The 6,571-nt window shown below is 61.6% G+C and carries 5 protein-coding genes; 3 read left to right on the forward strand and 2 right to left on the reverse strand.

The genetic code is table 11. The annotated features are described in order from the left end of the window. Positions 1-250: 250 nt before the first annotated feature. Genes NTD85_RS00320 through NTD85_RS00330 form a run of 3 tightly spaced genes read left to right on the forward strand, consistent with a single transcriptional unit; the run spans position 251 to position 5,714 of the window. On the forward strand, positions 251-1,495 hold the full coding sequence (locus NTD85_RS00320) for an exonuclease SbcCD subunit D C-terminal domain-containing protein (RefSeq protein WP_003225695.1): 1,245 nt from the start codon (positions 251-253) through the stop codon (positions 1,493-1,495). Then, positions 1,492-5,133, forward strand: coding sequence for an AAA family ATPase (locus NTD85_RS00325; protein ID WP_262141138.1), 3,642 nt, complete (start codon positions 1,492-1,494; stop codon positions 5,131-5,133). The genes NTD85_RS00320 and NTD85_RS00325 overlap by 4 nt, the downstream gene beginning before the upstream one ends. Next, a complete protein-coding gene (locus tag NTD85_RS00330) occupies positions 5,130-5,714 on the forward strand; it encodes a glutathione S-transferase (RefSeq protein ID WP_262141139.1) in 585 nt (194 codons plus the stop codon). The genes NTD85_RS00325 and NTD85_RS00330 overlap by 4 nt, the downstream gene beginning before the upstream one ends. A gap of 187 nt (positions 5,715-5,901) precedes the next feature. Here NTD85_RS00330 and NTD85_RS00335 read toward each other — a convergent pair whose 3' ends face one another. Further along, positions 5,902-6,159, reverse strand: coding sequence for a hypothetical protein (locus NTD85_RS00335; protein ID WP_262141140.1), 258 nt, complete (start codon positions 6,157-6,159; stop codon positions 5,902-5,904). Then, complete coding sequence (locus NTD85_RS00340) at positions 6,156-6,365, reverse strand: hypothetical protein (RefSeq protein ID WP_027613086.1); 210 nt, start codon at positions 6,363-6,365, stop codon at positions 6,156-6,158. The genes NTD85_RS00335 and NTD85_RS00340 overlap by 4 nt, the downstream gene beginning before the upstream one ends. Positions 6,366-6,571 lie beyond the last annotated feature (206 nt).

The following is a 6,571-nucleotide window of genomic DNA, read 5'->3' on the forward strand; positions in this document are numbered from 1 at the left end:
AGTGGCTGCCTACTGTCAGATCTGACAGTAGCGACGGACGGCAAACGGTTTGCCCAAGAAAAAACAAAAAGATCGCAGCCTGCGATGGCTCCTGCATGACTTGTGCAGAGGCTGCCTCAGGCTCGGGCCGCGATCTTTTGATCTTTTCAAGCCTTTGGGCAAGCCCGCCCGTTTGCCAGTAAACTCCCCCCTCTTTAGCCGCCCATCATCTCCCCCGCGGCCATCACCTATTTCTGTAGCGGAGTCCACCTTGCGTCTGTTCCACACCTCCGACTGGCACCTTGGGCAAAACCTGCACGGCCAGGAGCGCGATTTCGAGCATGCATGCTTTCTTGAATGGCTGCTGCGCCAACTGCAACTGGCGCAGCCGGATGTGCTGCTGATTGCCGGGGACATCTTTGACACGGTCAATCCGCCGGTCAAAGCCCAGGAACGCCTCTACGACTTCATCGTCAGCGCCCACGAGCAGCAACCGTTGCTGACCATCGTGATGATCGCCGGCAACCACGACTCCGGCTCGCGCATCGAGCTGCCGGCGCCGTTGATGCGCCGCTTGCGCACCCATGCGCTGGGTCGGGTGTTGTGGCTGGATGACGGCCAGCTCGACGCCGAACGTCTGCTGCTGCCGCTGCCGAATGCCCAAGGCGAGATCGCCGCATGGTGCCTGGCGTTGCCGTTCCTGCGTCCGGCGGAAGTGACTGGTGCGCATCTGGGCGACAATTATTTGCGTGGCATCGGTCAGGTGCATGAATGGCTGATCGAAGCGGCGAATGCCAAGCGCCAACCGGGTCAGGCCTTGGTCGCCATCAGCCATGCGCACATGGCTGGCGGCTCGGTTTCGGAAGACTCCGAGCGCAGCCTGATCATCGGTAACGCCGAAGCGCTGCCCGCTAGCCTGTTTGGGCCGAGCATCAGCTACGTCGCCCTCGGTCATTTGCACAAGCCGCAGAAGGTCAACGGTGAGGAGCGCATTCGCTACAGCGGCTCGCCGATTCCGTTGTCGTTCTCGGAGATCGGTTATCAGCATCAGATTCTCGACATCATCCTCGACGGCGAAACGCTGGTCAGCGTTGAACCGAAACTGATCCCGCGCTCGGTCAACCTGCAACGCATCGGCCCGGCGCCGCTGGCGGAGATTCTGCTGCAACTGGCCGACCTGCCGAACATCGATCTGCTCGCCGAAACCCAGCGCCAGCCATGGCTGGAGGTGCGCGTGACCCTCGACGAGCCGCAGCCGGATCTGCGCCATCAAGTGGAAAACGCCCTGCAAGGCAAGGCCGTGCGCCTGGTGCGGATTGCCGCCGAATACGCCGGCAATCGCGGTGCTGATGGTGCCGAAGAAGGCAGCGCATTGATTGAACTTGATCAACTCACCCCGCAGGAACTGTTCAGTCGCGCCTGGCTCGACAATTACGGCAACGAGGTCGATGAACAGACGCTCAAGGACTTCGCCGAACTGCTGCAAGACGTGCAACTGGAGGGCGAGCAGCCATGAAGATTCTCGCCATTCGCTTGAAGAACCTCGCCTCGCTGGCCGGGCCGTTCGAGATTGATTTCACCGCTGAACCGTTGGCCAGTGCCGGGTTGTTCGCGATCACCGGGCCGACCGGCGCCGGTAAAAGTACCTTGCTCGACGCGTTATGCCTGGCGCTGTTCGGTGCGGTCCCGCGCCTGAACAACACCGGTCGCGACGCCAAGGTGCCGGACGCTGACGGTGAAATCGCCACCGGCGACCCGCGCACCTTGCTGCGGCGCGGCACCGGCGAAGGGTATGCCGAGGTGGATTTTGTTGGCGTCGATGGCCGCCGTTACCGTGCGCGCTGGGAAGCCAACCGCGCCCGGGAAAAGGCTGGAGGCAAGTTGCAGGCCAGCCGTCAGAGCCTGCGTGACATCGATCAGGATCAACTGCTCGCCAGCCAGAAAGGCGAGTACAAGACCCAGCTCGAAGCCGCACTCGGTCTGAACTTCGAACAGTTCACCCGCGCCGTGCTCCTGGCTCAGAGCGAGTTCAGTGCGTTCCTCAAGGCTGACGACAACGACCGCAGCGAACTGCTGGAAAAACTCACCGACACCGCGCTCTACACCCGCCTCGGCCGCCGTGCCTTCGACAAGACCAAAGAGGCCCGCGAAGCGCACAAGCTGCTGCAGGACCAAGCCACCGGCGTCACCCCGCTCGCCCCCGAAGCCCGGGCCGAACTGGATGAGCGTTTCAACGCTGCCCAGCAACAGCTGAAGTTGCAGCAGGCGCAACTCAAGCAACTGGAACAACAACACAGCTGGCTCAAGGATTTGCGCCAGTTGCAGGACGCGCAGCAAGCGGCTGCCGAACAACTGCACAGTGCGCAGCAACAGTGGGAAAGCCTGGCCGGCGAGCGCCTGAAGCTGACGCGCCTGGAGCAACTTGCCCCGCAGCGCCACCAGTTCGCGCGCAAGACTGAACTCGATGCGCAACTGACGCCGCTGGCCGCACAAATTGCCGCGCACACTCGCCAGCATGGCGAACTCAATGAGCGTCAGACGCAACTGGAGCAGGCACTCGATGCGGCAAAAATCGCCCTGACCGAAGCGCAGCAGCGCAACAGCGAAAGCGCCCCGCTGCTGCGTCAGGCTTTCGAAGAGCAGAGCACCCTCGCCCGCCTCGCCAAGGACACCGCCCTCAGCGCCGACGCCCGTCAAACCGCCGAGCAGGCCTGCACGCAAGGCCAGAGCGCCATTCAAGCCTTGCAGGAAAAACAGGCTGAAGTTGCTGAACGCCTGCAGAAAATGGCCGCCGAGCTCGAACAAAGTGCTCATCTGGCACCGCTCAGCGATGCATGGAATGCTTACCGCGATCGTCTGCAACAGTTGATGCTGATCGGTAATCGACTGAACAAAGGGCAAGCCGAACTGGCGACCCTCGAACAGAATGCAAGCCAAAGCGCCGAAGCGCTGGCCACGCAAAAGCAGCAACTGGAAGTGCTGTTCAAGGAGGCCGGCGCCGAGCCGGATGCGGTCGCCGAGCAGATCGGCATCCTCGGCACTCTGTTGCAGGACAACCGCAAACAGCTGCGCGCCATCGAAGACCTGACGCGGCTGTGGGCCAGTCAGCAGGAGCTGGAAAAACGCGGCGCCGAGTTGCAACAGCGCCTGCTCGACGCACAGCAGGAACGCGAGCGCCTGACCCAGGATGGGGTGAAAAGCAAAGCCGAACTGACCATCGCCGAACAAACCCTCAACGTCACCCGTGAACTGCTCGAACGCCAGCGTCTGGCGCGCAGTGCCAGTGTCGAAGAGTTGCGCGCGCAGTTGCAGGACGACCAGCCCTGCCCGGTCTGCGGCAGCAACGAGCATCCGTATCATCAGCCGGAAGCGCTGCTGCAAAGCCTCGGCCGTCACGATGAGTCCGAGCAGGCCTGCGCGCAGCAAGCGGTGGATCAGCTCAAGGAAAAACTCACCGAGCTGCGCGCCGAAGTCGGTGGCGTGATCGCCCGGCAGAAAGAGCTGTTGCAACAGCAGGAGCAATTGACCGCCCAGCTTCAGGCACTAGCGCCGAGTCTGGAGGCGCATCCGCTGGCCCCTCAGTTGCTGAATCAGGATGCCGACAAGCGTGACGCCTGGCTGACCCGGCAAACCGATCAACTGAACCAGAGCATCACGCAGGACGAACAACGCCAGAGCGCCCTGCTCACCCTGCAACAGGATGCGGCGCGCCTGACCCAGCAACTGCGCAACGCCGAAACCGCGCATCAGCAAGCGGCGCAGCACCTGAGCAGTCAACAGCGCGAACTGAGCAGCGACCGTCAGCGTCTCGACGAAGAGCTCACCGCGTTCGCCAGCCTGCTGCCGGCCGACACCCTCGAAGCCTTGCGCGTCGAGCCGGCGGCGACCTTCATGCAGCTGGATCGGCAGATTGCCGAGCGTCTGGCGCAAGTCGATCAGCAAAAGGAAGAGTTGGCGGAACAGCAACAACGCCAGCAGACCCTGGAGAAAGAACAGGATCGCCAACACAGCCGCGTCCAGCAATTGCAAAGCGCCGAGCAGCAGTTCAGCGCACTGGCCGCACAACAACAGGCCTGCCAGGCGCAACTCGCGCAACTGCTGGGCGAACACAGCAGCGCCGAGCACTGGCAGCAGCAACTGGAGCAGGCCGTGGAGCAGGCGCGCAACGCCGAGACCAGCACGGCTGCGGAACTGCAGAACGTGCGCACGCAACGGGTGCAGATTGGCGCCGAACTCAAGGCGCAGCAGGAACGCTTGCAGGCACTGCAAAACGAAGACAATGAGCTGACACAGAAGATTGCCGACTGGCGCGGCCGTCATCCGGAGCTGGATGACGGTGGTCTCGAAGACTTGCTGCGCGTCGATGACACGCAGCTCAGCGAATTGCGCCAGCGCTTGCAGCACAACGAAAAAGCCATCGAACAGGCCAAGGTGCTGCTGCAGGAACGTGATCAGCGTCTGGCCGATCATCAGGCGCAGCACAACGGCAATCTTGATGCCGAACAACTCGCCGGCGCCCTCGCCGATCTGCAGAACCAGTTCAACCTCAGCGAGCAACAGTGCGCCGAACTGCGCGCCGAACAGGCCGAAGATCAGCGCCGGCAAAACGCCAATCAGGCACTCGCGCAGCAGATTGCCGACGCCTATGCCGAGTACCAGCGCTGGGCGCGACTCAATGCCTTGATCGGCTCGGCCACCGGCGACACCTTCCGCAAGATCGCCCAGGCCTACAACCTTGATCTGCTGGTGCATCACGCCAACGTGCAGTTGCGCCAACTGGTCAAACGCTATCGCCTGAAACGCGGCGGCAGCATGCTCGGCCTGCTGGTGATGGACACCGAGATGGGCGACGAATTGCGCTCGGTGCATTCGCTGTCCGGCGGCGAGACCTTCCTGGTGTCGCTGGCCCTTGCACTGGGCCTGGCATCGATGGCGTCGAGCACGCTGAAGATCGAATCGCTGTTCATCGACGAAGGCTTCGGCAGCCTCGATCCGGAGTCGCTGCAACTGGCCATGGATGCACTCGACGGCTTGCAGGCGCAGGGGCGCAAGGTCGCGGTGATTTCCCACGTACAGGAAATGCACGAACGAATTCCGGTACAGATTCAGGTACAACGCCAAGGCAACGGTTTGAGCACGCTGGAGGTGAAATGAACACGCTGTATTCGTTCCGCCGCTGCCCTTACGCGATGCGCGCGCGAATGGCTCTGCGTTATTCGGGCGTACCGGTGGAGATCGTCGAAGTCAGCCTCAAGGCCAAACCGGCCGAGATGCTGGCGATCTCGCCCAAAGGCACGGTGCCGGTGCTGGATGCGGCGGGTCGAGTGATCGATGAGAGCCTGGAGATCATGCGCTGGGCGTTGGCGCAGAATGATCCTGACAACTGGTTGCTGAGCGGCGATTCACGGATTGCCGAGTTGATCGAAGCCAACGATCAGGCATTCAAGCTGCATCTGAATCGCTACAAATACGCCGAGCGCTATCCCGAGCAGCCGATGGAGGTTTATCGGGCTGAGGGCGCGGTGTTTTTGCAGAGGCTGGATGGGTTGCTTGAAGGTCGGGATTATTTGCTGAGTGATCATCCGTGTCTTGCGGATATCGCGCTGCTGCCGTTCGTTCGGCAGTTTGCGCATGTGGATCGCGAGTGGTTTGCGCAGACGCCTTATGTGCGGTTGCAGGCGTGGTTGCAGGGTTTTCTTGAGTCCGAGCTGTTCACGGCGATCATGAAGAAGTAACCCCGACGCCGGCTTCACACAGCACCTGTGGCGAGGGAGCTTGTCGAGTCGTCGCACCGTCCCGCTCGGCTGCGCAGCAGTCGCAAAACCATTCAACACGGATCATCAGAAATAGGCGATCGCCGCATTTGGGGCTGCTTCGCAACCCAGCGGGAGCAAGCTCCCTCGCCACAGTGGTTCGTGTTGTCTAGGCGAGTGCGTCGCACATGCCGAGTGCCATGCAATCCACTTCGAAGGGGCCGAGAAAATCGGCCGAGACTTTTACCGGTGGGTTGCCGGCCATCAGCCCCAAGGTATTTGCCCGTTCGATGTTATGCGCAATGCTGTGATTAGCCTCTATGGCCCGTGCCAGCGCGCCGACCGAGCCTTGACCGAAGCCGAGTAACGCCGCGCCATTGGTCATCAGTGCCAGTCCGGCGATGACCCAGAGTCTGTAACCTTTCATGCTCCGCCCACTCCTGCGAGTTCAGCACGATCAACCAGCACGTCTGCGCGGTGTTCGAACTGGATGCCGGGGTGTGCGACCTGGATCGGTGCGTCGAAGCTGTGTTGGGTTTGCGCGGCGATGCTGACGAACAGCACCAGGGCCAGGTAAAGACCGATGGCCAGGTAGGCGCCGCGCTTGGCTGAGGTGATGATTGAACTGGCCATGATGTTCTCCGTGGGCATGTTTCAGTGCCGTCAGGATCGATCAAAAAAGCCGCGGTAACCACTCAGGGTTTCCCATAGTAACCATCAGCTTGGTTGATTATTCAGGCCTTCTATCTCAGCGTTGGAGAAAACCTATCGAGCGCAGATTTTTCGATCACGCATACGTGTAGGAGCTGCCGAAGGCTGCGATCTTTTGACGTTGAAGA

It is taken from the genome of Pseudomonas sp. 13B_3.2_Bac1, from assembly GCF_025466205.1.
Classification (GTDB): Bacteria; Pseudomonadota; Gammaproteobacteria; order Pseudomonadales; family Pseudomonadaceae; genus Aquipseudomonas; species Aquipseudomonas fluorescens_H.

Coding starts and splice junctions, on each gene's coding strand:
- NTD85_RS00335 (WP_262141140.1), bottom strand. CDS start 6,159: ATGAAAGGTTACAGACTCTGGGTCATCGCCGGACTGGCACTGATGACC.
- NTD85_RS00340 (WP_027613086.1), bottom strand. CDS start 6,365: ATGGCCAGTTCAATCATCACCTCAGCCAAGCGCGGCGCCTACCTGGCC.
- NTD85_RS00325 (WP_262141138.1), top strand. CDS start 1,492: ATGAAGATTCTCGCCATTCGCTTGAAGAACCTCGCCTCGCTGGCCGGG.
- NTD85_RS00330 (WP_262141139.1), top strand. CDS start 5,130: ATGAACACGCTGTATTCGTTCCGCCGCTGCCCTTACGCGATGCGCGCG.